This is a genomic window from Micromonospora sp. CPCC 205739, assembly GCF_036906795.1.
Classification (GTDB): Bacteria; Actinomycetota; Actinomycetes; order Mycobacteriales; family Micromonosporaceae; genus Micromonospora.
Genome location: NZ_JBAKHS010000016.1, coordinates 30,688 through 51,597 on the forward strand (window position 1 = coordinate 30,688; position 20,910 = coordinate 51,597).

The 20,910-nt window shown below is 73.6% G+C and carries 19 protein-coding genes; 6 read left to right on the forward strand and 13 right to left on the reverse strand.

The features are described from left to right. Positions 1–41: 41 nt before the first annotated feature. From V6U88_RS21645 to V6U88_RS21660, 4 genes are all read right to left on the reverse strand, one after another. Positions 42–638, reverse strand: coding sequence for a hypothetical protein (locus V6U88_RS21645; RefSeq protein WP_334455632.1), 597 nt, complete (start codon positions 636–638; stop codon positions 42–44). 9 nt (positions 639–647) lie between these two features. After that, positions 648–1,715 (reverse strand): type III polyketide synthase, encoded by a 1,068-nt coding sequence (locus V6U88_RS21650; RefSeq protein WP_334455633.1) that lies wholly within the window; start codon positions 1,713–1,715, stop codon positions 648–650. Between the two features lie 91 nt (positions 1,716–1,806). Continuing rightward, positions 1,807–2,973: an acyl-CoA dehydrogenase family protein gene (locus V6U88_RS21655; RefSeq protein ID WP_334455635.1), complete on the reverse strand. Its 1,167-nt coding sequence runs from the start codon at positions 2,971–2,973 to the stop codon at positions 1,807–1,809. A gap of 40 nt (positions 2,974–3,013) precedes the next feature. Then, a complete protein-coding gene (locus V6U88_RS21660; protein WP_334455636.1) occupies positions 3,014–3,772 on the reverse strand; it encodes a class I SAM-dependent methyltransferase in 759 nt (252 codons plus the stop codon). A 45-nt stretch (positions 3,773–3,817) separates the two neighbouring features. Here V6U88_RS21660 and V6U88_RS21665 point away from each other — a divergent pair, with 45 nt between their 5' ends. The 4 genes from V6U88_RS21665 (at position 3,818) to disA (ending at position 8,430) form a co-directional block, all read left to right on the forward strand. Continuing rightward, positions 3,818–4,657, forward strand: coding sequence for a UbiA family prenyltransferase (locus tag V6U88_RS21665; RefSeq protein ID WP_334455638.1), 840 nt, complete (start codon positions 3,818–3,820; stop codon positions 4,655–4,657). A 141-nt stretch (positions 4,658–4,798) separates the two neighbouring features. Further along, the gene (locus tag V6U88_RS21670) at positions 4,799–5,560 is read left to right on the forward strand and encodes a hypothetical protein (RefSeq protein WP_334455640.1); all 762 of its coding nucleotides are present in this window, start codon (positions 4,799–4,801) and stop codon (positions 5,558–5,560) included. An 89-nt stretch (positions 5,561–5,649) separates the two neighbouring features. After that, positions 5,650–7,107 carry a DNA repair protein RadA gene (radA, locus tag V6U88_RS21675; protein WP_334455642.1) on the forward strand — a complete coding sequence of 486 codons (1,458 nt, stop codon included), beginning with the start codon at positions 5,650–5,652 and terminating at the stop codon, positions 7,105–7,107. 141 nt (positions 7,108–7,248) lie between these two features. Then, a complete protein-coding gene (disA, locus tag V6U88_RS21680) occupies positions 7,249–8,430 on the forward strand; it encodes a DNA integrity scanning diadenylate cyclase DisA (protein WP_334455644.1) in 1,182 nt (393 codons plus the stop codon). A gap of 10 nt (positions 8,431–8,440) precedes the next feature. Here disA and V6U88_RS21685 read toward each other — a convergent pair whose 3' ends face one another. The 3 genes from V6U88_RS21685 to V6U88_RS21695 all read right to left on the reverse strand — a co-directional run bounded on the left by V6U88_RS21685 (position 8,441) and on the right by V6U88_RS21695 (position 10,348). Continuing rightward, complete coding sequence (locus V6U88_RS21685) at positions 8,441–9,169, reverse strand: hypothetical protein (protein WP_334455646.1); 729 nt, start codon at positions 9,167–9,169, stop codon at positions 8,441–8,443. 106 nt (positions 9,170–9,275) lie between these two features. Continuing rightward, positions 9,276–9,839, reverse strand: coding sequence for a peptide deformylase (locus V6U88_RS21690; RefSeq protein ID WP_334455647.1), 564 nt, complete (start codon positions 9,837–9,839; stop codon positions 9,276–9,278). Then, positions 9,836–10,348, reverse strand: coding sequence for a glycine cleavage system protein R (locus tag V6U88_RS21695; protein WP_334455648.1), 513 nt, complete (start codon positions 10,346–10,348; stop codon positions 9,836–9,838). The genes V6U88_RS21690 and V6U88_RS21695 overlap by 4 nt, the downstream gene beginning before the upstream one ends. Before the next feature lie 96 nt (positions 10,349–10,444). Between V6U88_RS21695 and V6U88_RS21700 the strand changes: the two genes are divergently transcribed. Next, entirely contained in the window at positions 10,445–11,350 is a 906-nt protein-coding gene (locus V6U88_RS21700; protein ID WP_334455649.1) for an A/G-specific adenine glycosylase, read from the forward strand. Positions 11,351–11,545: 195 nt separating this feature from the next. On the opposite strand, the gene V6U88_RS21705 is transcribed toward V6U88_RS21700, so the two are convergent. The 3 genes from V6U88_RS21705 to lysS all read right to left on the reverse strand — a co-directional run bounded on the left by V6U88_RS21705 (position 11,546) and on the right by lysS (position 16,571). Next, on the reverse strand, positions 11,546–14,077 hold the full coding sequence (locus V6U88_RS21705; protein ID WP_154941388.1) for an ATP-dependent Clp protease ATP-binding subunit: 2,532 nt from the start codon (positions 14,075–14,077) through the stop codon (positions 11,546–11,548). Between the two features lie 527 nt (positions 14,078–14,604). After that, on the reverse strand, positions 14,605–14,955 hold the full coding sequence (locus tag V6U88_RS21710; RefSeq protein WP_334455650.1) for a histone-like nucleoid-structuring protein Lsr2: 351 nt from the start codon (positions 14,953–14,955) through the stop codon (positions 14,605–14,607). A gap of 107 nt (positions 14,956–15,062) precedes the next feature. After that, complete coding sequence (lysS, locus tag V6U88_RS21715) at positions 15,063–16,571, reverse strand: lysine--tRNA ligase (RefSeq protein ID WP_334455651.1); 1,509 nt, start codon at positions 16,569–16,571, stop codon at positions 15,063–15,065. A 91-nt stretch (positions 16,572–16,662) separates the two neighbouring features. On the opposite strand from lysS, the gene V6U88_RS21720 reads away from it, so the two are divergent. Beyond that, positions 16,663–17,403: a class I SAM-dependent methyltransferase gene (locus V6U88_RS21720; protein WP_334455652.1), complete on the forward strand. Its 741-nt coding sequence runs from the start codon at positions 16,663–16,665 to the stop codon at positions 17,401–17,403. 37 nt (positions 17,404–17,440) lie between these two features. On the opposite strand, the gene V6U88_RS21725 is transcribed toward V6U88_RS21720, so the two are convergent. The 3 genes from V6U88_RS21725 to V6U88_RS21735 are packed head-to-tail and all read right to left on the reverse strand — an operon-like array spanning position 17,441 to position 20,905. Beyond that, positions 17,441–18,199 (reverse strand): type III pantothenate kinase, encoded by a 759-nt coding sequence (locus V6U88_RS21725; RefSeq protein ID WP_334455653.1) that lies wholly within the window; start codon positions 18,197–18,199, stop codon positions 17,441–17,443. Between the two features lie 59 nt (positions 18,200–18,258). Further along, positions 18,259–19,155 carry a carboxylating nicotinate-nucleotide diphosphorylase gene (gene nadC / locus V6U88_RS21730; protein WP_334455654.1) on the reverse strand — a complete coding sequence of 299 codons (897 nt, stop codon included), beginning with the start codon at positions 19,153–19,155 and terminating at the stop codon, positions 18,259–18,261. A gap of 55 nt (positions 19,156–19,210) precedes the next feature. Next, on the reverse strand, positions 19,211–20,905 hold the full coding sequence (locus V6U88_RS21735) for an L-aspartate oxidase (RefSeq protein WP_334455655.1): 1,695 nt from the start codon (positions 20,903–20,905) through the stop codon (positions 19,211–19,213). Positions 20,906–20,910 lie beyond the last annotated feature (5 nt).

Sequence of the window (20,910 nt, forward strand, 5' to 3'; positions counted from 1 at the left end):
CCGGGGCGGCCGGTCGTGCGGCCGCGCCCGAGCGGCCCGGCTCAGGGCAGGGCGACCAGTTGCGCGGCCACCGCGACCGGCCCGGGACCCACGGCGGAGAGCTCGATCCGGATGGGTGCCGTCCGGTCCGGCAGGTCGAACGCGCCCAGACCGCCGTCGCAGGTCGTCCGGGCGGTGTCGGTGCTCGAGCCGTAATCGATCGAGACCTGCAGCTCACCGGCGCCCGCGCAGCGGTACTGCAACAGATGCCGCGCCCCGTCGGCCAGCGACTGCCGGCGCACCGGCTCCTGGCCCGGGATCAGGGTCAGCCGCTCCCGCCACAGGGTGTCGGTGAACCGGGGCAGTCCGACCTCGCCGTCCTCGCCCGGCAGCTCGGTCGCCTCGATGACCCTGCCGGTCTCGGCGTCGATATGGACCCGGGCGGTCGTGCCGGGGTTCGCGGCCAGCACCTCGTCGAGGGTCCGCGGGGACCGGGACGGGACGACACCGCGCAGTGGCGGGCTCGTCCCCACCGCCACCCCGCGTGGGCCGGTGGCCGGGGCCTCGGCCCACCACCACCAACCGCCCGCCGTCACGGCGAGCAGGGCCGCCGCCACCAGCAGGCCGCCGCGCAGCCGGTCGTCGGCCCGGTCGTCCATGTGGCGAGCCTAACCGCGACGGTCCAGCAGGGCGGCGTAGAGGGTCAGGCCCGGCCCGAAGGCCAGCATCACGATCCGTCGCGGCGGCACGGGCGCCCGCAGCAACCGGTCCAGGATCAGCAGCACCGTCGGAGACGAGCAGTTGCCGTGCTCGTCCAGCGTCGCCCGGGAGGCCGCGAGGGCCTCGGGCGGCAGGGCCAGCTCCCGCTCCACCACGTTGAGGATGCGCGGGCCGCCCGGGTGCACCGCCCAGCCGTCCACCTCGGAGATACCCGTGCCGTGCCGGGCCAGCAGGTCGTCCACCAGCCCCCGGACGTGCGTGGAGAGCACCTGCGGGACCTTCGGCGACAGGCCCATCCGGAAGCCGGTGTCGGTGACGTCCCAGGTCATGTGGTCGGCGGTCGAGGTGTCGGTGACCGAGGTGACCTCCCGCAGCGCGTACCCACCGGGAGCCGCCGGGTCGGTGGCGCCGGGGACCACCACGGCGGCGACCGCGGCGTCGGAGAAGAGCGCGTGCGAGACGATCTGCTGGGTGTCCATCCGCGCGCTCGCCGGCTGGATGTGCAGGCTGGTCAGCTCGGCGCAGAGCAGCAGCGCCGGACGCCCCCGCGCGGTGACGAAGTCGGCCGCCGCGCCGAGCCCGGGCAGCGCGGCGTAGCAGCCCATGTGCCCGACGAACATGCGCTGCGTGTCGGGGGCCATGCCCAGGTCCCGGGCGAGCAGGATGTCCAGCCCCGGGGTGGCGTACCCGGTGCAGGAGCAGACCACGAAGAGCCCGACGTCGCCGGCGGCGAGACCGGCGGAGGTCAAGGCCCGGCCCACCGCCTCCTTGCCCAGCGGCAGCGCCTCGACCTGGTAGCGCCGCATCCGGCGCTCGGTCGGCCATTCGGAGGCGTCCTCCAGCAGCGGATTGACCGCGGCCTGCCGACGGGTCACCCCGGAGTGCGCGAAGATCCGCTCGGCCAGCGCCCGGGTGGTGCCGGAGAAGTGCCGGGAGAAGAACCCCTCCCAGAGCTCGTCCTGCGCGGCGCCCGGCGGATGCGCCGTACCGAGACCCGCGATCACTGGTACGGCCATGTCCCCCACCTCTCGTCCACGACTGCACGCCCGGCGACCGCCCCCGCCCCGGGAACGCCCACCCCCACCGCCCTCACATGCCGCTCTTCGTTCACCAACGAGGGATCGGTCCGTCGCGATCCGGGTCCCCACCCAACGCCGCGATGCCGAGCCAGTCCGCGCAGACGTCCGAGGTCGCCGGGTGCAGCGACCCGCAGCGGGCGTCCCGGTAGAGCCGCTCCAGCGGGTGGCCCCGTCGGGTCGCCGACGTGCCGGCCGCCTCCAGCACGGACGCCGCCACGTCGGCCGCGGTCGTGCCGGCGAGCAGCTTGGCCCGCCACACCCAGCGGTTGGTCTCGGCGTCGCCGGGGGCCTCGTCGACCCGCCGGGCCGCCTCCGCCACCACGAGCTGCGCCGCCGCCACCGCCGCGTCGGCCCGCCCCAACCGGGCGCGCACCGCCGGCAGGCCGGCGAGGTTGCGGGCGTTCAGGTGCTCGGCTGCCGCGTCCACCGCCGCCCGGGCCACTCCGACGTAGACGGCGGCGTAGCTGGCGACCAGCCAGTGCGGCATCAGCTGGGCCACCACCAGTGCCAGCCCCTCCACCCCGCCGAGCAGCCGGTCCGCCGGGACGGTCACGTCCAGGTGCAGGTCGTGCGAGGAGGTGGCCCTCATGCCGAGCGAGTCCCAGGTCGGCTCCACGGTCAGCCCCTCGCCGGCCGGCACCAGGAACTGGGAGACCACCGACTGGTCGGCGGCGCTGCGGGCGGCCACCAGATAGCCGTCCGGGTGCCCCGCGCCGGAGCAGAAGGTCTTGCTGCCCTTGATGTGCCAGCCCCCGTCGACCGGCTCGTAGACGGTGCTGAGCTGGGACAGGCGGGCGCCCGCGCCGCGTTCGCTCATCGCGACCGCGTACCAGGAGCCTTCGGCCGCCGCGCGGAGCAGGCGGTCCCGGGCGGCCAGCGCCTCGTCCGGTACGCCCAGCGCCTCGGCCAGTTCCTCGGTGACCGCGCCGAGCGCGCCGGTGACCGAGGCGTGCATGTTGAACACCAGCGCGGTCGCGCCGTTGCCCCGGGCCAGCTCGGTGGCGACGGCCGCGTACTCGGCGAAGGTGGCGCCCGCGCCGCCCAGCTTGCGCGGCACCATCAGCCCGAAGAGCCCGGCCTCGCGTAGGTCGGTGAAGTCGTCCACCGGGAACGAGCCGTCCTGGTCGTGCCGGGCCGCCCGCGCGGCGAACCGCGGCGCCAACCGGCGGGCCGCCTCCAGCGCGTGCATCGTCATATCGCCCCCTCCTGCGTCCCTGTACCCCCGCGCGGTGCGGTTACCCGTGTCGCACCCCGTGTCCCTGGTAGAGCACGGCGACCGACCGGGTCGGCTTGATCCGGGGCTGCCGCCCGTCGACCGTCGGAGAAGGACGGCCCCGGGCCCGTCGGACGAGCCAGGCCAGCGTCCCGCGCAGGCTCGGCCGGATGCCGCGGATCCGCAGGTGGACGCCGTGCCGCGCGCACTCGGTGACCAGCTCGCGGGCGTCCACGAACAACCGTGGATCGTGGATGCCCCGGGGCACCGTCGGCAGGCGTTCCCCGATCCGCACCGCCACCAGCCGGGCCAGCGCGGTGTCGTTCAACGTGTCCAGCACCAGCAGGCCACCGGGGCGCAGCAGCCGGCACGCCTCGGCGACCGCGCGCCGCCAGTCCGGCACGTGCTCCAGCAGCTCACCGGCGGCCACCACGTCGGCGCAGCCGTCCGCCAACGGCACCGCGGTGGCGTCGCCGTTGACCACGGTCACCCCGTGCTCGGCGGCCTGCGCCAGCGCCGACCGGGTCAGGTCGACCCCGACGTGCCGGTAGCCCTTGCCGACCAGATGGGGGGCGAGCAGCCCGGCACCGCAGCCCAGGTCGACCAGCAGGGCGTCGGGCCGGGTGGCGGGCGGCACCAGGGCGGCCCGGGACCGGGCCAGCCAGTGCAGCATGGCGAACGCGCCGTCCGGTCGCCACCACTCGCCGGCCAGGTCGTCGTACTGGCGGGGGTCGTTGGGAGGCAGCACGCGGGGCGGAGTGGACACAGGACCGTTCCGCATGGACCGAGCGTGGCACGACTCCCCGGTAACGACCAGACTTCCCTTATGTCGTCGACGGTGTTAGGGCTGGTCAGGGCGAGCCATCCGGAGCCGTCCGTGGCGGTCACCGCGGTCTCGGGCCTGCTCGCCTGGGGGGCCGGGCACTCCCCGGCCGGCGTCGCCGCGGTCACCGTGACGATCCTGGCCAGCCAACTCGCCGTCGGCTGGACCAACGACGCGCTGGACGCCGGGCGGGACGCCACGGTGGGGCGTACCGACAAGCCGGTCGCCGCGGGCGCGGTGAGCCGCCGCACGGTGGCGGTGGGCGCGGTGCTGGCGGCCCTGGCCACCCCGCTGCTGGCGCTGACCACCAATCCGACCGCCGCGCTCTGGGTCACCCTCGCCCTGGTCTCGGCGCTGCTCTACGACTGGCCGCTGAAGTCCACCCCGGTCTCCGTGCTGCCCTACGCGTTCTCCTTCGGGGCGCTGCCCGCCTTCGTGGTGCTGGCCCGGCCGGGCGCGCCGGCGCCACCGGCCTGGCTGGTCGCCGCCGGGGCCTGCCTCGGGGCGGGGGCGCACTTCGCCAACGTGCTGCCGGACCTCGCCGACGACGCGCGGACCGGGGTGCGCGGGCTGCCGCACCGGCTCGGCCCGGCGGGCAGCCGGATCGCCGCCGCCGGGCTGCTGCTCGCCGCGACGGTCACCCTGGTGGTGGGGCCGCCCGGGCCGCCGTCGTGGCTGGGGCTGTCGGCCGTGGCTGTCGCCGCCGTGGTGCCACCCCTCGGCTGGTACGGCGGACGGGCCGCGGCCGGGGGCGGTGGCCGGCCGGTGGCGGCCTTCCGGGCGGTGATGGTGGTGGCCCTGATCGATGTGGTGCTGCTGGTCGCGAGCGGTCGGGTGATCTGACCCGCACCCACCCAGGTGGCAGTACCGGGTCCGCGTGCGACCGTCGATCAGCCCCAACTACCCTGGAGCGCGGTCTGCGCGGGTATGACCACCCCGCGCCCGGGGTACGGCCGGGTGGGGATCGTGACGAGGAGGACCGACGTGACGCGCTCGATCAGGGGTTCCCGGCGGGCGGCCCTGCTGCTGTCCGGCATGGCGGCGGCGACCGCCCTGCTGGCGACGGGATGCGGGGCCGGCCAGATCGCCGAGACCGCCAACAAGGAGCCGTCGATCCAGGGCATCAACGTCCAGACTCCGGACAACGCCTACAAGGTGCGCGGCCTCTACGTGGAGTACCCCGGCACCGAGGGCCTCCGCACCGGCGCGAACGCCCCGCTCAACGCCGTGATCTACAACGACACGCGGGACCCGGTGACCGTGACCGTCACCACGGACAGCGCGCGCGAGGTCGTGATCACCGGCGGGCCGGGCTCGGCGCCCCCGCCGGAAGGCTCCGCGCCGGCGCAGAGCGCCTCGCCGTCCGAGAGCGCCTCCCCCTCCGCGAGCGCCTCGCCGTCGGGGAGCGCCTCGCCGTCCGGCTCCGCCTCCGCCAGCCCGTCGGAGAGCGCGTCGGCCAGCCCCTCGGCCCCGGCCGGCCAGCCGGCCCGCTTCGAGATCCCGGCGCTGAGCTACGTGCAGCTCAACGTGCAGGGTGGCCGTTACCTCCAGCTCGTCGGGCTGACCGAGGCGCTGCGCGTCGGCCAGCAGGTCGACCTGACCTTCGACTTCGGCAACGGCAAGACCATCCAGACCGGCGCTCCGATCGGCGTGCCGCTGACCCCGGCCGCCCCGCCCTCCCCGATCATCGAGCGCGAGGGCGGCTACGAGGGCGGCCACGAGGAGGGCGGCTCCGGCCACGGCTGATCGCCCCCGCACGCAACTGTCGACACCGTCGGCGTGGTGACCACCACGCCGGCGGTGTTTTCGTCGTAGGAGGGGGTTAGCGTCCTGTGGTGACCACCTCCCGATCGACCCCGGCCCGCGGTGGCGCGGCCTCCGGCGCGTCCCGTGGCCGGGCCGCCCGCGAGCCCCGTCCGGCCTACGAGTGCGACGCCTGCGGGCACCAGCCGCCCAAGTGGGTGGGGCGCTGCCCCGAGTGCGGCGAGTGGGGTTCGGTGGTCGAGTGCACGGTCACCGGTCCGATGGTCTCCGGCCGGGTGGTCAGCTCCCGGATGCCGGCCGAGCCGGCCCGGCCGATCGCCACGATCAGCGCCGCTCCCGCCCGGGCCCGGCCCACCGGGGTCAGCGAGCTCGACCGGGTCCTCGGCGGCGGCCTGGTGCCCGGCGCGGTGGTGCTGCTCGCCGGCGAGCCGGGGGTCGGCAAGTCGACGCTGCTACTCGACGTGGCCCAGCAGTGGGCGGCCGGCGCGGGCAGCCCCTCGCTGGTGGTCAGCGGCGAGGAGTCGGTCAGCCAGGTGCGGCTGCGCGCCGAGCGGATGGGCACCCTGCACGACCAGCTCTACCTGGCCGCCGAGAGCGACCTGAGCGCGGTCCTGGGCCACCTCGACGCGGTCAAGCCGGGCCTGCTGGTGCTCGACTCGGTGCAGACGATCTCCACCACCGGCACCGAGGGGGTGCCGGGCGGGGTCACCCAGGTCCGGGCGGTCACCGCCGCCCTGGTCTCCGTCGCCAAGGAACGCGGCATCGCCACCGTGCTGGTCGGCCACGTCACGAAGGACGGCCAGGTCGCCGGTCCCCGGGTGCTGGAGCACCTGGTCGACGTGGTGCTGCACTTCGAGGGCGACAAGCACTCGTCGCTGCGGATGGTCCGAGGCGTCAAGAACCGGTTCGGCGCCGCCGACGAGGTCGGCTGCTTCGAGATGCACGAGGGCGGCATCAGCAGCCTCGCCGACCCGTCCGGGCTCTTCCTGACCCGCTACTCGGAGCCGGTGCCCGGCACCTGCGTGACGGTGGCGATGGAGGGGCGCCGGGCGCTGGTCACCGAGGTGCAGGCGCTGATCGGGGCGACCGTGGCGGGCTCGCCGAGGCGTACCGTCTCCGGGCTGGACTCCGCCCGGCTGGCCATGGTGCTGGCCGTGCTCCAGCGCCGCACCGAGCGGCTGACGCTGCACGACCGGGAGGTCTTCGCCGCCACCGTCGGCGGCATCCGGGTGGTGGAGCCGGCGGCCGACCTCGCCGTCGCCCTGGCCGTCGCCTCCGGCGGGCTCAACCTGGCCATCGCGCCCAACCTGGTGGCGATCGGCGAGGTCGGGCTGACCGGCGAGGTGCGCCGGGTGGGCGCAGTGCCCCGCCGGCTGGCCGAGGCGGCCCGGCTCGGCTTCAAGGTGGCGCTGGTGCCGCCGGGCTGCGGGCCCGCCAGCACCGGAGCGGGCCCGGAGAACATGCGAGTGATGGAGGTCACGGACGTGCGCGCGGCGCTGCAGTGTGTCGCCCGCGCATCCGCCGAATGACCGACGGTGGCCACCGGGCCGGACCGCGCGGGCCATACCGGACAGGCCCGGCACCCCCGCGGGCACGGAGGGATCCGACGCCGTGACACATCACAGTAACCACGACAGCACCCACCGCACGGCAGTCCGTAGACTGTGCGCGTGCCGACCGACCGCGACACCACCAAGCCTGCCGGCGCGGCTCCCCACGCCCGCACCGGTGCCGTGGGCTCGCCCGCCCGCCCGATCAGCGTGAGCGTGACCGGGGCCACCGGGAGCGCCGGCGATCCGCTGCGGGCCAACCTCGCCCTGATGGCGCCCGGCACCGCGCTGCGCGACGGTCTCGAGCGCATCCTGCGCGGCCGCACCGGCGCGCTCATCGTCCTCGGCTACGACAAGGTGGTCGAGCAGATCTGCACCGGCGGGTTCCCGCTCGACGTCGAGTTCTCCGCCACCCGGGTCCGAGAGCTGTGCAAGATGGACGGCGCGGTGGTCCTCTCCAGCGACGGCACCCGGATCGTCCGGGCGGCGGTGCACCTGATGCCCGACCCGTCCATCCCGACGGAGGAGTCCGGCACCCGGCACCGGACCGCGGAGCGGGTGGCCCGGCAGACCGGCTACCCGGTCATCTCGGTCAGCCAGTCCATGCGGATCATCAGCCTCTACGTCAACGGCCAGCGGCACGTCCTGGACGACTCCGCGGCGATCCTGTCCCGGGCCAACCAGGCCCTGGCCACCCTGGAGCGCTACAAGCTCCGCCTGGACGAGGTCTCCGGCACGCTCTCCGCGCTGGAGATCGAGGACCTGGTCACCGTACGGGACGCGGTCGCGGTGGTGCAGCGACTGGAGATGGTCCGCCGGATCGCCGACGAGATCGCCGGATACGTGGTCGAGCTGGGCACCGACGGCCGGCTGCTCGCCCTCCAGCTCGACGAGCTGATGGCCGGCGTGGACGCCGACCGCACCCTGGTCATCCGCGACTACCTGCCCACCGGCCGCAAGTCGCGCACGCTCGACGAGGCGCTGGTCGAGCTGGACCTGCTCGGCGCGACCGAGCTGATCGACCTGGTCTCGGTGGCCAAGGCGATCGGCTACCCGGCCGCCACCGACGCCCTCGACGCGGCGGTCAGCCCGCGGGGCTTCCGGCTGCTGGCCAAGGTGCCCCGCCTGCCGGTGGCGATCGTCGACCGGCTGGTCGTGCACTTCGGCAGCCTCCAGCGGCTGCTCGGTGCCACCGTGGAGGACCTGCAGGCCGTCGACGGGGTCGGCGACGCCCGGGCCCGGGGCGTCCGGGAGGGGCTGTCCCGGCTCGCCGAGGCGTCCATCCTGGAGCGGTACGTCTGACCGGTGCCGGTCAGCCGGTGATGACCAGCTTCACGGGCTCGCTGAGCTTGGTGCCGACCCGGGCGATGACCTGGTACGTCCCGGCGGGCGGCATCGGCCCGGCGGCCACGCCGCCGGCGCACCGGCTGACGTCCTTGCCGTTCCAGGTCAGCTGGTAGGAGCGCTCGAAGCCCGGGGTGAACGACTGCACGTCCGAACCCTTGCCGGTGCCGCAGGTGTCCGACGACCAGACCTTCTCCGCGCCCCGCTTGATGTAGAGCTCCTGCAGGTCGGCCCCCACGTCGCGGCTGCAGGTCCGCTGGGCGGTGTTCTTGACCCGCAGCGTCAGGTCGACCAGGGCGCCCCGGCGCACCTCGGACGGGAGCGCCTGCGACGTCACGCTGAGCTCGGCGTCCTTGCAGGTGCCGTCGTCGACCACGGACTGGCCGGCGGGCGCGACGGGCGGCGCGGCCGGCGACGTGGCGGGCGTACCCGGGTCACCGGCCGGACCGCCCCCGGAGTCCGGCGCCGCCGGCGTGCCCGACGGCGCGGCGGACCCGGACGCGGGCGCCGGCCCGGTCGGCGACGGATCGACGGCCTGCGACGTCGGGGTGGACTTCGCCCCCGGTGTCGTGGCGGTGTCCCCCGACTGGTTGCAGGAATAGAGCAGGACAATCAGGAAGAGAAGCCCCGCTCCGAGCACGACGGCGCGACGCCGCCAGTACACGGCGGATGGCAGGGGACCGACCGTCAGACGCATGATGCCCTCACCGTAGCGGCGCACCGCACTCCGACCCGTCGCGACGCGCCGGAAGCCGAACCGATCACCGGTTCACCCTCCACTCACGACGGACGGCGGCGGCCGGTCACAGGTAGACCTTGCGCTGGTAGATCGCGTGCGCGCCGGCGACCCGGTCCAGGAAGAGCAGTCCGGTGCAGTGATCGATCTCGTGTTGCAGCGCGCGCGCCTCGAAGCCGTCGGTGACCAGCCGCACCGGCTTCCCGGTGCCGGGCAGCTCGCCCTCCACCACCAGCCGGCTGGCCCGCTTCACGTCCCCGGTCAGGTCCGGCACCGACATGCAGCCCTCCCGCCCCGGCTTCCACCGGGTCGCCTCCACCACGCGGGCGTTGCAGAGCACGAAGGTGCCGTGCACGGTGACCGCCTTCGGGTGCCCGGTGACGTCGACGGCGAAGACCTGCGCGCCCACCCCCACCTGCGGGGCGGCCAGCCCGACGCAGCCCGGCGAGACCCGCATGGTGGCGATCAGGTCGGCGGCCAGCTGGACGGTCTCCGCCGCGGTGGGGTCGACCGTGCCGCCCGGCCGGCTCAGCGCCGGGTGGGGGGCGGCGACCACCTCGCGTACGGCGCCGGGCAGGGCCAGCGTCTCCGGAGTCCAGTCGCCGAGGCCCGCGTACTCCTCCTCGCTCACAGCAGATCCGGGTCGGCGGGCCGCAGGGACACCTCGACGCCCAGCTCGGCGGCGGTGGCCGCGAGGCGGCCGGCCAGCTCGTCCGCGGTGCCCGGCGGCAGGTCCACCTCGGCGACCACCACGTAGAGCGAACCGGCAAGCCGGGTGCTGAGATCCGTGACGTTGCCGCCGGCGTCGGCGAGCACCCGGGTCATCGCCGCCACGATGCCCATCCGGTCCGCGCCGTGCACCGCCATCACGTACGGCTCCCCGGCGCGCGCCGCCACCCCGTCGGGCGTGACCGCGCGTACGGTGGCCAGCAGCTGGCCGTCGGCGGCGAGCAGCGCCAGCGCGGCCTCGACCTCGGCGGCGGCCGGGCCGACGCAGATCAGGGTCATCGCGAAGTGACCGCGCAGCCGGGTCATGGTGGAGTCGGTGAGGTTCGCGCCGAGCCGGGCGAGCACCTCGGCGACGTCGGCCACGATGCCGGGCCGGTCCCGGCCGATGACGGTGATCGCGAGCTCGTTCATCCGGGCATTCTCCCCGATCCGCGCCGGCCCGCCGCGTCGGCCCGCCCGGCCCGCCCATCCTGCGGGACCGTCCCGCGTGACATCATCGGCGGCGCGATGACTGAACCGACTTTCGCCACCCTGGTCAGCCGGTGGTACCAGGAGAACGCCCGTGACCTGCCCTGGCGCGAGCCCGGCGTCGGCGCCTGGGCGATCCTGGTCAGCGAGGTGATGCTCCAGCAGACCCCGGTGGTGCGGGTGCTCCCCGCCTGGCAGGCCTGGCTGGCCCGCTGGCCGGATCCGGCCGCGCTGGCCGCCGACACGCCCGCTGAGGCGATCCGGATGTGGGGGCGGCTCGGCTACCCCCGCCGGGCGGTACGGCTGCGGGACTGCGCGGTGGCGATCGTGGAACGGCACGGCGGCGAGGTCCCCGACAAACTGGACCAACTGCTGGCGCTGCCCGGCGTCGGCACGTACACCGCCCGGGCGGTGGCGGCCTTCGCGTACGGGCAGCGGCACCCGGTGGTGGACACCAACGTCCGGCGGGTGGTGTCCCGGGCGGTGGCCGGCGAGCCGGACGCCGGACCGGCCACCCGCCCGGCCGACCTGGTCGCCTGCGAGGAACTGCTGCCGGTCGAGCCCGCCGCCGCCGCGCTGGCCAGTGCGGCGTTCATGGAGCTGGGCGCGGTGGTCTGCACCGCCCGCTCGCCGCGCTGCCCGGTCTGCCCCGTCGAGTCGAGCTGCGCCTGGCGGGCCTCCGGTCAGGAGGCGCCCGCCGGCCCGACCCGACGCCCCCAGCGGTACGCCGGCACCGACCGGCAGGTACGCGGGCTGCTGCTCGGAGTGCTCCGGGAGGCCACCGGCCCGGTCCCGCACCAGCGGCTGGACCAGGTGTGGGCCGACGACGTGCAGCGGGCGCGGGCACTGGCCGGGCTGGTCACCGACGGCCTGGTGGAACCGGTCGGCGAGGCCTCCTTCCGGCTGGCCGGCGACGGCCCCGCCATCCCGCTCCCCCTCCCCTGACCGGGCCTGGCCGCCGGGCCCGGTCAGGGTGATCGACTCCCGTTTGCGGCGTGTCTGGGTGTCCGGCGCCAAGGACAGCCCGGCACGCCGCAAAGCGGGGTCGGGCACGCGGCCGGTGGTGCGTGGCCGCCACGCAAAAGGCGGCGGCCCCGGAGGCTTTCGCCGTCCGGGGCCGCCGCCCTCGTGCTGTCGTCCTTACTCGTCCGCCCCCGCGGTGGCCGCGCCACCGAGGTCGGCCGGAACGGCGTCCGGCACCTCGGCCGGCCGGTCCGAGCCGCGGAAGACCAGCTTGGACTTGTCGATGTTCTCCGGGTCGCCCTCGCAGTCCACCACCACGATCTGACCCGGGGTCAGCTCGTTGAAGAGGATCCGCTCCGAGAGGTTGTCCTCGATGTCGCGCTGGATCGTGCGACGCAGCGGACGGGCGCCCAGCACCGGGTCGAAGCCCTTCTTCGCCAGGTACTTCTTGGCGTTGTCGGTCAGCTCCAGACCCATGTCCTTGTTGCGCAGCTGCGTCTCGATCCGGGCGATCATGATGTCCACGATCGAGAGGATCTCGCTCTGCCGCAGCTGGTGGAAGACGATGGTGTCGTCGATCCGGTTCAGGAACTCAGGCCGGAAGTGCTGCTTGAGCTCGTCGTTGACCTTCTGCTTCATCCGGTCGTAGTTCGACTCGGAGTCCTCGGAGGCCTGGAAGCCCAGCGACACCGCCTTGGCGACGTCACGGGTACCGAGGTTGGTGGTCAGGATGATGACCGTGTTCTTGAAGTCCACGATCCGACCCTGACCGTCGGTGAGCCGACCGTCCTCCAGGATCTGGAGCAGCGTGTTGAACACGTCCGGGTGGGCCTTCTCGATCTCGTCGAAGAGGACCACCGAGAACGGCCGACGCCGCACCTTCTCGGTCAGCTGGCCACCCTCGTCGTATCCGACGTAGCCGGGAGGGGCACCCACCAGCCGGGAGACCGTGTAGCGGTCGTGGAACTCGGACATGTCCAGCTGGATGAGGGCGTCCTCGCTGCCGAACAGGAACTCGGCCAGCGCCTTGGAGAGCTCGGTCTTACCCACGCCGGACGGGCCGGCGAAGATGAACGAGCCGGACGGACGCTTCGGGTCCTTCAGGCCGGCCCGGGTACGCCGGATCGCCTTCGAGACCGCCTTGACCGCGTCCTCCTGCCCGATGACGCGCTTGTGCAGCTCGTCCTCCATGCGCAGCAGGCGCGAGGTCTCCTCCTCGGTCAGCTTGTAGACCGGGATGCCGGTCCAGTTGCCGAGCACCTCGGCGATCTGCTCGTCGTCGACCTCGCTGACGACGTCCAGGTCACCGGCCTTCCACTCCTTCTCCCGCTGCGCCTTCTGACCGAGGAGCTGCTTCTCCTTGTCACGCAGCTGGGCGGCGCGCTCGAAGTCCTGCGCGTCGATCGCGGACTCCTTGTCGCGACGCACCTGGGCGATGCGCTCGTCGAAGTCGCGCAGGTCTGGCGGCGCGGTCATCCGGCGGATCCGCATCCGGGCACCGGCCTCGTCGATCAGGTCGATCGCCTTGTCCGGCAGGAAGCGGTCCGAGATGTATCTATCGGCCAGAGTTGCGGCTGCCACGAGGGCGGCGTCGGTGATGCTCACCCGGTGGTGCGCCTCGTACCGGTCGCGCAGGCCCTTGAGGATCTCGATGGTGTGGGCCAGCGACGGCTCACCCACCTGGATCGGCTGGAAGCGGCGCTCGAGAGCGGCGTCCTTCTCCAGGTGCTTGCGGTACTCGTCGAGGGTCGTCGCACCGATGGTCTGCAGCTCGCCACGGGCCAGCATCGGCTTGAGGATGCTCGCCGCGTCGATCGCGCCCTCGGCGGCACCCGCACCCACCAGGGTGTGGATCTCGTCGATGAACAGGATGATGTCGCCGCGGGTGCGGATCTCCTTGAGCACCTTCTTGAGGCGCTCCTCGAAGTCACCGCGGTAGCGGGAACCCGCGACCAGGGCGCCGAGGTCCAGCGTGTAGAGCTGCTTGTCCTTCAGGGTCTCGGGCACCTCGCCCTTGATGATCTTCTGGGACAGCCCCTCCACCACGGCGGTCTTGCCGACGCCGGGCTCACCGATCAGGACCGGGTTGTTCTTGGTACGGCGGGAGAGCACCTGCATGACCCGCTCGATTTCCTTCTCGCGCCCGATGACCGGGTCGAGCTTGCCCTCGCGGGCGGCCTGGGTCAGGTTGCGGCCGAACTGGTCCAGCACGAGGCTGGTCGACGGCGCGGCCTCACCCGGCGCGGCGCCCGCCGCGGCCGGCTCCTTGCCCTGGTAGCCGGAGAGCAGCTGGATCACCTGCTGGCGGACCCGGTTGAGGTCCGCACCGAGCTTGACCAGCACCTGGGCGGCGACGCCCTCACCCTCGCGGATCAGACCGAGCAGGATGTGCTCCGTGCCGATGTAGTTGTGGCCGAGCTGCAGCGCCTCGCGCAGCGACAGCTCCAGCACCTTCTTGGCCCGCGGCGTGAACGGGATGTGCCCGCTCGGCGCTTGCTGGCCCTGGCCGATGATCTCCTCGACCTGCTGGCGGACGCCCTCGAGGGAGATGCCGAGGCTCTCCAGGGCCTTTGCCGCGACGCCTTCACCTTCGTGGATCAGGCCCAGCAGGATGTGTTCCGTACCGATGTAGTTGTGGTTGAGCATCCGGGCCTCTTCTTGGGCCAGGACGACAACCCGTCGCGCTCGGTCGGTGAACCGCTCGAACATGCCCTCGTGCTCCTCACGTGCCGTGCGCCTTGATTGTTCAAGATCTTGGCGGGGCCGGTGCGCGGACGTCCGGGACGGGCGTCCGTGCCTCCTTACTCTATCGCCGCTGACCGACTCCGCTGAGGTCGTGTGTCCCCCCGATGAGCCGTTCTGACGTCGTTTTGACCAACCATCCGCGCTCAGGAGGTGTTCCGGGACCCCTGCCTGTACGCGCAGAGCGAAATTCGCCGTGGGTGCGGAAGCTCCCGACGGACCGGTGGCTCGTCCACAGGTTGTGGACAGACTCTCCACCGCCTGTGGACAACGCCGGCCTCAGCGGGAATCTTCCCGGCCGTCCCGACCCGCCCCGCAGGCCCACGGAGGCACGCGCCGGGCATCGCCGGGGCGCCACCCGACCCACAGAGCCGAACCCTCCGTCGCCCCGTATGCCCCACCGGCCACCCCAGCACCACGAGCCGACCCAGAAAACGGCGACGCCGGCCCGGAGTCGTGCTCCGGCCCGGCGTCGTGTCGCCCTTGGCGCTCGGTCAGCGACCGGCCTTGGAGTGGAACTCGTCGACGATTTCCTGCGGGATGCGGCCCCGGTCGGAGATCTCCTTGCCGGCGCTCTTGGCCCAGGCCCGGATCGCCTTGTTCTGCTCGCGGTCGGCCGTGGCGCCGCCCCGGCCCCGCGCCGCCCGGCCACCCACGACCACACCGCCGCGACCGACCCGGGTGCCCGCCGCCACGTACGGCGCGAATACGTCGCGCAATTTCTCGGCGTTGGAGTTCGACAGGTCGATCTCGTACTGAACGCCGTCGAGGGCGAACTTGACGGTCTCGTCCGCGTCCCCGCCGTCCAGGTCATCGACCAGCTTGTGAATGATCTGCTTGGCCACGTCCCACATTCCTTTCGAGCAGGGTGCTCCTGCAATAGGAGCACAATAACCCGGGCGGCGCTCGACGCGTCAATAGGATGCGGTAACGACCCGGAGAAGCTTCCGAGTCACTCCGGGCGGACCAACGGGAAGAGGATCGTCTCCCGAATTCCGAGACCGGTCAGCGCCATCAGAAGCCGGTCGATTCCCATTCCCATACCGCCGGCCGGGGGCATTCCGTACTCCATCGCACGCAGAAAGTCCTCGTCGAGCCGCATGGCCTCGTCGTCGCCGCGGGCGGCCAGCTGCGCCTGCGCGACCAGCCGCTCCCGCTGCACCACCGGGTCCACCAGCTCGGAGTACGCCGTACCCAGCTCGAAGCCGAGCACGTAGAGGTCCCACTTCTCGGCCAGCCCCGGCTCGCTGCGGTGCGCCCGGGTCAGCGGGCTGGTCTCCTCCGGGTAGTCGCGCACGAAGGTGGGGGCCTGCAGGCCCGGCACGACCAGCTCCTCGAACAGTTCCTCGGCCAGCTTGCCCGGGCCCCACTTCGGGTCCACGGCGAGCCCGACCTTGTCGGCGTACTCCACCAGACGGGACCGCTCGGTGCGGACCGTGACCTCCTCACCCAATGCCTCGGAAAGCACCCCGAACAGCGTCACCGAGCGCCACTCGCCGCCCAGGTCGAAGTCGCGGCCGTCGGCGTGGGTCACCACGGTCGAGCCGCTGACCGCGATCGCCGCCTGCTGCACCAGATTGCGGGTCAGCTCGGCCATCGTGTCGTAGTCGCCGTAGGCCTGGTAGGCCTCCAGCATCGCGAACTCCGGGGAGTGCGAGGAGTCGACGCCCTCATTACGGAAGTTCCGGTTGATCTCGAAGACCCGGTCGACGCCGCCGACCACGGCCCGCTTGAGAAACAGTTCCGGCGCGATTCGCAGATACAGATCGGTGTTCAGCGCATTGCTGTGGGTCACGAATGGCCGGGCGGCCGCCCCACCGTGCAGCAACTGCAGCATCGGGGTCTCGACCTCGATGAATCCCTCACCGTGCAGGGAATCGCGCAGGCTGCGCACCGCCGCCGCCCGCGTACGCACCATCTGCCGGGCCTGCGGGCGGACCACCAGGTCCACGTAGCGCTGGCGGACCCGGGCCTCCTCGCTCAACGGCTTGTGCGCCACCGGCAGCGGGCGCAGCGCCTTCGCGGTGACCGCCCACTCCCGCGCCAGCACGGACAGCTCACCCCGGCGGCTGGTGATCACCTCACCGGTCACGCCGACGTGGTCGCCGAGGTCGACCAGGCGCTTCCAGTCCTCCAGCCGCTCGGCCCCCACCCGGTCCAGGGAGAGCATCGCCTGCAGTTCGGTGCCGTCGCCGTCGCGCAGGGTCGCGAAGCAGAGCTTGCCGGTGTTCCGCACGAAGATCACCCGGCCGGTCACCGAGACCTCGTCGCCGGTCGCGGTGTCGGTGGGCAGCTCGGCGTACTTCGCGCGGATCTCGGCCAGCGTGCTGGTCCGGGGGAAACCGACGGGGTACGGCTCGACGCCCTCGGCGAGCATCCGGTCCCGCTTCTCCCGGCGGACCTTCATCTGCTCGGGAAGGTCGTCGGCGGGGTCCACTGGCACGGCGTTCTGCTCGGTCACGGCACTCTTCCTCAGAAGGGAGATATCGGCGGGGTCAGCCCCCGAGCGTACTCAAGGGGTCAGGTCGTCGTTACGGGATAACCTGCCGTCCATGACCGATCCCACTCACGCCCTGTCGTTCGGTGCCGCCGCGGCCGACTACGACCGGTTCCGGCCCCGCTATCCGCGAGCCGCCGTCGAGTGGGCACTGGAGGGCCTCGATCCGCCGGCCCGGGTGGTCGACCTCGGCGCCGGCACCGGGATCCTCAGCCGGGCGCTCCTCGACCTGGGCCACGAGGTGCGGCCGGTGGAGCCCGACGCGGGGATGCGCGCCCAGTTGGCCGCCGCCACTCCGGGCACCACCGCCCTGGCCGGCAGCGCCGAGTCGGTGCCGCTGCCGGACGGGGCGGCCGACGCGGTCCTGGTGGGGCAGGCGTACCACTGGTTCGACCGGGAGCGGGCGCACGCCGAGGTCGCCCGGGTGCTCCGGCCGGGTGGGACCTTCGCCCCGATCTGGAACACCCGGGACGGGAGCGCGGGATGGGTGGCCGAGCTGGACCGGATCGCCGAGATCCCCGACGACTCCGGTGACCTGACCCAGAAGATCACCGACTTCGGTGCGGCCTTCGGCGCGGTCGAGCTGGGCGAGTTCACCCACCGGAGCACGCTCGCCCCGGACGAGGTGGTCGCCCTGCTGCACACCCGCTCGTACTGGCTGACCGCCTCGCCCGACGAACGGCAGCGGGTCGACCGGGAGCTGCGGGAACTGTTCGCCACCCACCCGGACCTGGCGGGGCGGGAGACGGTCGAACTGCCGTACCGGACGCTGGTCTTCCGGGCCCGGCGGCGCTGAGCCCCGCGCGGCGCCCGACCCCGGCGGGGGCCGGCGGTCAGACGTTGCGCTCGTAGACCATCCGCAGACCGATCAGGGTGATCATCGGCTCGTGGTGGGTGATGGTGCGGCACTCGCCGATCACCACCGAGGCCAGCCCGCCGGTGGCGATCACCGCCTTCACCTCGCCCAGCTCCTCGGTCATCCGCTCGACGATCCGGTCGACCTGCCCGGCGAAGCCGAAGTAGAGGCCGCTCTGCAGGCACTCGACCGTGTTCTTGCCGATCACCGACCGGGGCTTGGTCGCCTCCACCTTGCGCAGCTGCGCCGCCCGCGCGGCCAACGCGTCGAAGGAGATCTCGATGCCCGGGGCGAAGGCGCCGCCCAGGAACTCGCCCCGGCCGCTGATCACGTCGAAGTTCGTGGTGGTGCCGAAGTCGACCACGATCGACGGACCGCCGTAGAGGGTGTACGCGGCGAGGGTGTTGACCACCCGGTCCGAGCCGACCTCCTTGGGGTTGTCGATCGCGAGCTGGACGCCGGTCCGCACCCCCGGCTCGACGATCACGCTGGGCAGGTCGGCGTAGTAGCGGGCCAGCATGGACCGCAACGAGCGCAGCGCCGCCGGGACCGTGGAGCAGGCGGCCACCCCGGTGATCTCCACCGCGTCACCGGCGAGCAGCCCACGGAACATCAGACCCAGCTCGTCCGCCGTGGACCGGGCGTCGGTCTTGATCCGCCACGAGTGCACCAGCTTGTCGCCGTCGAAGGTCGCCAGCACGGTGTTGGTGTTTCCGATGTCGATGCAGAGCAGCACACGCGCAGCCTAGACGCCGCCCGGCGCGTCGAGCCCGCCGAGCCGGGCACCCGACGAACTCACTCTGTCCGCAGGTCCAACGCGATGTCCAGGATCGGCGAGGAGTGGGTCAGCGCGCCCACCGACAGGAAGTCCACGCCGGTGGCCGCGTACTCGGCCGCCACCGCCAGAGTGAGCCCGCCGGTCGCCTCCAGCTCCGCCCGGTCGCCCACCCGGGCGACCACCTCGCGCAGCGTCTCCGGAGCCATGTTGTCCAGCAGCAGGAAGTCCGCGCCGGCCTCCACCGCCTCCACCGCCTCGGCGACGGTGTCGACCTCCACCTGCACCGGCACGTCCGGGAACGCCTCCCGGACCCGCCGGAAGGCGGACGCGATGCCGCCCGCGGCGAACTTGTGGTTGTCCTTGATCATGGCGACGTCGTGCAGGCCCATCCGCTTGTTCGTGCCGCCGCCGGCCCGCACCGCGTACTTCTCCAGGGCGCGCAGGCCCGGGGTGGTCTTGCGGGTGTCCAGCACCATCGCCTTCGTCCCGGCCAGGGCGTCGGCCCAGGCCCGGGTGTGGGTGGCCACCCCGGACATCCGGCTGAGCAGGTTGAGCGCCGTCCGCTCGGCGGTGAGCAGCAGCCGGGTCGGGCCGGTCACCGTGGCCAGCACGTCGCCGCGCGCCACCCGCTGCCCGTCGTGCGCCACCAGCGACACCTCGACGGTACGGTCCGACCCCGTCACCTCGCCGACCAGCTCGAAGGCCGCGGCGGCCACGGCCAGCCCGGCCACCACGCCGTCGGCGCGGGCGACCACGTCGGCGGTGTCGGTCTGCGCGTCGGGGATGGTGGCCACGCTGGTCACGTCGAGGAAGTCCGACCCGAGGTCCTCGGCGAACGCCCCCACGACGATCGCCCGCACCTGCGCCGGGTCCAGGCCACCGGCCCGCAACGCCCGCTCCGTCGACTCCCTCACCACGACTCCTCAGTTCTCGACTGCGACGCTCCCCGGATCGGCTCGCGCCACGCGCTCACGCCGACGCCTCCCACCGGGACGTCAACCGACCCTGCGCACCGACCGCGCCGACCAGGTGGCCCCGCCACCGCTCGTCGGCCGTCGGGAAGTCCTCCCGCCAGTGGGCCCCCCGGGTCTCCTGACGGGCGTACGCGGCGGCGACCAGAGTGGACGCCACCGTGATCAGGTTCGTCGCCTCCCAGTCGGCGACACGCGGCCTGCCCCGGCCCAGGCCCAGCTCGCCCAGGGTGGCGGCGGTCCCGGTCAGCGTCTGCGCCGACCGCAGCACGCCCGCGCCCCGGCTCATCGCCCGTTGCAGGGCGGGCGTGCCCTCGGCCGGGACCACCCAGCCCTCGCCGCCCACCCACGCGCCGGTCTCCGCCGGACGGGCCTGCTCGGGCAGCCCGGCGGCGATGTCCTCGGCGATCCGGCGGGAGAAGACCAGCCCCTCCAGCAGCGAGTTGCTGGCCAGCCGGTTGGCGCCGTGCACGCCGGTGCAGGCGACCTCGCCGCAGGCGTACAGGCCGGGGATGGAGGTGCGGCCGTGCAGGTCGGTGCGGACGCCGCCGGAGGCGTAGTGGGCGGCCGGGGCGACCGGGATCAGGTCGGTGGCCGGGTCCACGCCGATCGCCAGGCAGGAGGCGACGATGGTGGGGAACCGCCCGGCGAGGAAATCCCCGCCCAGATGCCGGGCGTCGAGCCAGACATGGTCCGCGCCGGTGGCCAGCAGCACCCGGTGGATGCCCTTGGCCACCACGTCCCGGGGGGCCAGTTCGGCCAGCTCGTGCTGGCCGACCATGAACCGCTTGCCGTCGCCGTCGACCAGGTGGGCGCCCTCGCCGCGCAGCGCCTCGGAGACCAGCGGCTGCTGGGCCAGCCCGGCGCCGGGCACCCGGGCGGCCTCCGGCACGATCAGCGCGGTCGGGTGGAACTGGACGAACTCCACGTCGGTGACCGCCGCGCCGGCCCGCAGGGCCAGGGCCACCCCGTCACCGGTGGAGACCGCCGGGTTGGTGGTGGCCGAGAAGACCTGCCCCATCCCGCCGGTGGCCAGCACCACCGCCCGGGCCAGCAGCGCGCCGACGCCGTCCTCGCTGCCCTCGCCGAGCACGTGCAGGGTGATGCCGCAGGCCGGGCCGAGCGAGTCCGGGCCGTCGCCGGGGGCGCGCAGCAGGTCCAGCACCAGGGCGTGCTCGACCAGCCGGATCCACGGGTCCCGCCGGACCGCCGCGTGCAGCGCCCGCTGCACCTCGGCGCCGGTGGCGTCGCCGCCGGCGTGCACGATCCGGTCCGCCCGGTGCCCACCCTCGCGGGTGAGCATCAGCGAGCCGTCCGGGTTGCGGTCGAACTCCGCGCCGATGCGCATCAGCTCGCGGAGCCGGGTCGGCCCCTCCTCGACCAACACCCGTACCGCCGCCGGGTCGCAGAGGCCGACGCCGGCGACCTCGGTGTCGTAGGCGTGCGCGCCGGGGGTGTCGGTCGGGGCGAGCACGGCGGCGATGCCGCCCTGCGCCCACCGGGTGGAGCCCTCGTCGATGTTGACCTTCGTGACCACGGTGACGTGCAGGCCGGCCTCGCGCAGGTGCAGCGCGGCGGTGAGCCCGGCGACCCCGGAACCGACCACGATCACGTCGGTGGTCTCCACCCAGCCGGGCGCAGGCGCGGCCAGCAGTCTGGGCAGGGCCGGCAGGTCGACGGTCGGAAGGTCCATGAACA

Excerpts from the sequence above, each read along its gene's own strand:
- V6U88_RS21645 (WP_334455632.1), bottom strand. The coding sequence starts at position 638 with ATGGACGACCGGGCCGACGACCGGCTGCGCGGCGGCCTGCTGGTGGCG.
- V6U88_RS21650 (WP_334455633.1), bottom strand. The coding sequence starts at position 1,715 with ATGGCCGTACCAGTGATCGCGGGTCTCGGTACGGCGCATCCGCCGGGC.
- V6U88_RS21655 (WP_334455635.1), bottom strand. The coding sequence starts at position 2,973 with ATGACGATGCACGCGCTGGAGGCGGCCCGCCGGTTGGCGCCGCGGTTC.
- V6U88_RS21660 (WP_334455636.1), bottom strand. The coding sequence starts at position 3,772 with ATGCGGAACGGTCCTGTGTCCACTCCGCCCCGCGTGCTGCCTCCCAAC.
- V6U88_RS21665 (WP_334455638.1), top strand. The coding sequence starts at position 3,818 with ATGTCGTCGACGGTGTTAGGGCTGGTCAGGGCGAGCCATCCGGAGCCG.
- V6U88_RS21685 (WP_334455646.1), bottom strand. The coding sequence starts at position 9,169 with ATGCGTCTGACGGTCGGTCCCCTGCCATCCGCCGTGTACTGGCGGCGT.
- V6U88_RS21695 (WP_334455648.1), bottom strand. The coding sequence starts at position 10,348 with ATGAACGAGCTCGCGATCACCGTCATCGGCCGGGACCGGCCCGGCATC.
- V6U88_RS21700 (WP_334455649.1), top strand. The coding sequence starts at position 10,445 with ATGACTGAACCGACTTTCGCCACCCTGGTCAGCCGGTGGTACCAGGAG.
- V6U88_RS21705 (WP_154941388.1), bottom strand. The coding sequence starts at position 14,077 with ATGTTCGAGCGGTTCACCGACCGAGCGCGACGGGTTGTCGTCCTGGCC.
- V6U88_RS21720 (WP_334455652.1), top strand. The coding sequence starts at position 16,663 with ATGACCGATCCCACTCACGCCCTGTCGTTCGGTGCCGCCGCGGCCGAC.
- V6U88_RS21735 (WP_334455655.1), bottom strand. The coding sequence starts at position 20,905 with ATGGACCTTCCGACCGTCGACCTGCCGGCCCTGCCCAGACTGCTGGCC.